The 1922-nt window shown below is 68.1% G+C and carries 3 protein-coding genes; all 3 read left to right on the forward strand.

Annotation, left to right across the window (positions count from 1 at the left end; translation table 11 throughout):
* Window positions 1-265 precede the first annotated feature (265 nt).
* The gene (locus tag ABZY33_RS35955) at window positions 266-718 is read left to right on the forward strand and encodes a hypothetical protein (protein WP_356495925.1); all 453 of its coding nucleotides are present in this window, start codon (window positions 266-268) and stop codon (window positions 716-718) included.
* Window positions 719-780: 62 nt separating this feature from the next.
* Window positions 781-1032, forward strand: a complete 252-nt coding sequence (locus ABZY33_RS35960; protein ID WP_356495926.1) for a hypothetical protein — start codon at window positions 781-783, stop codon at window positions 1030-1032.
* Window positions 1029-1424, forward strand: a complete 396-nt coding sequence (locus ABZY33_RS35965; RefSeq protein WP_356495927.1) for a hypothetical protein — start codon at window positions 1029-1031, stop codon at window positions 1422-1424. The genes ABZY33_RS35960 and ABZY33_RS35965 overlap by 4 nt, the downstream gene beginning before the upstream one ends.
* Window positions 1425-1922 lie beyond the last annotated feature (498 nt).

Below are 1922 nucleotides of genomic sequence, written 5' to 3' on the forward strand. Positions count from 1 at the left end.
GAGGCGATGGTCGCCCTGGTCCTGGCGGACGCGGTCGCGGAGAAGTTCGGCGGCGACAGCGTGCCCGAGACGCGCCGCAACGTGACCTCGTACCTGGACAACGTGCTCCGGCCCCGGGGCGAACTGCGCGCGGACCAGGCCACGTGACATATGTACCGGCGGGGTCGGGACGCCTCGCTCTGCCGGGACATGCCTGTGGTCCGCGATGCTCAGTGCTGTCGGAAGAACGCAGCGGAGCACGGATGGACGCAGGGGGACACGGGACATGGGTGGCGGCAGCAAGGTGACGGCCGAGCAGGTACGGGACGTAGCGCGGGGCACGGACTTCAAGGGGCTGCCCGCCTGGTACTTCCCGATCATGGGATGCCTCGCCGGCGTCTTCGACGTCGCCCGCGCCTACCCGGCCGTGTACTGGGTGATCCCGGTCGTCCTGGTCCTCAACGTCACCTTGACGCTGACCGTCCTGCGGACCCGGATGCGCCTGATGCGGGCGCTGTGGAAGAACAAGCGCACCCGATTCCTGGCACTGGGCCTGCTCGGAGTGCGGTTCGCGGTACGGGCCGGACTCGGCGCGGTGGGCTTCGCACTGGGAACGGCGGCGGGCGGTGTGCTGGTCGGCATCCTGATGGCCGCCCTCGGCACGGCGATGGCCTGGGGCGACCAGTGGCTGATCCTGCACACCCTGCGCCGCGGCACGGTCACCTCCGCAACCGCATGACGCACTCCCGCGTACGCACCACCCGCGCACCCCGCCGGTATACCTGATGTATTCTTGCCACTATGGCGCACACGACGATCAAGGTCGAGGACACTGTCCGGGACAGGCTCGCGGTCCTCGCTGCGGAGAAGGGCACGAGCATCGCGCAGCTGGTCAGCGACTTCGCGGCACACACACCCACAGCCGGTGAGCGCGCCGAACGCACCGCTCGCACGCTGGCGGTGCTGCGCGAGATGTCGGGTTACACCCCGACCCCCGAGCAGGACGTGGCGGCAGATGCCGAGCTGGCGCGCCGGCTCGGCGATACCGCATGAGCGCTGACCCCGCCCAGGCGGTGGACGTGGTCCTGGACGAGAGCGCCCTCCTCGCCCTGGGGGCAGGCAGCGTCCTGGTCTCGCGAATCCTGCACCAGTCCGCGGCCACGGACTCCTGGCGCGTCCACGTCGCCCTGGCCGCGCTCGCGGACGCCGACCGGGCCCGCACCGGAGTAGCTGGCCACCTCGCCATGCTGGACCAGATCGCCTTCCACCCCTTGGGCCTGGCAGCCGTCCTCGCGGCATCAGGAGAGCCCCGCTCCCTGGGCTGGTCCCATACCCGACATGTGGCACAGCCCGGCCCGGAGCGCCCAGAGGGCGCCCGGGTAGTCACGACCACACCTAAAGACTGGGAGGGAGTAGGCGTCCGCGTCCTCGATGTGTCACCCTGATTTTCTGACGGGTAGTCAGGTTTTCAGATGGAAAGGGCGGCCTACGGACTCGCCGGCACTCTGACACCTCGCAGGCGGCTCCACTTTCTGCTCAGAAGTTGCTCAACTCCCGTACTGACAGGTGGATATGACGCTGCGTCAGCTTTTGTTCACTTCGAGACCGAGGTCCCACTCAGTAGCCCGCCTGCGGGAATTGCGGAGCCGACCGGTGCGGCACGAGCGTGGCTGTCTTTCCGCCACGTAGTGGCGGCGCGTCGTGTCTGTGGAGCAGAGCCGCAGTATTCTCGCTAAAAGAGATAACCTGACTGTGCGTCAGGTTTTTTAGAAGGAGGCGCCGGGACAAGACCCGGTTCTGTAGCTAGCCCCAGCAATTCGCGGAGCGAATTGCTGTAGGCCGAATTGCGGAGCAATTCGAGCCGCGGACAACGGGCGCACTGCGGCGTTCTTCCGGCGGCTCCGGGGTGATCTTCGCGTCGCGCTCGCCTCCGGGCTTCCACC

Origin of the sequence: Streptomyces sp. NPDC006552, assembly GCF_040611655.1 — a bacterium.
Lineage (GTDB): Bacteria > Actinomycetota > Actinomycetes > Streptomycetales > Streptomycetaceae > Streptomyces.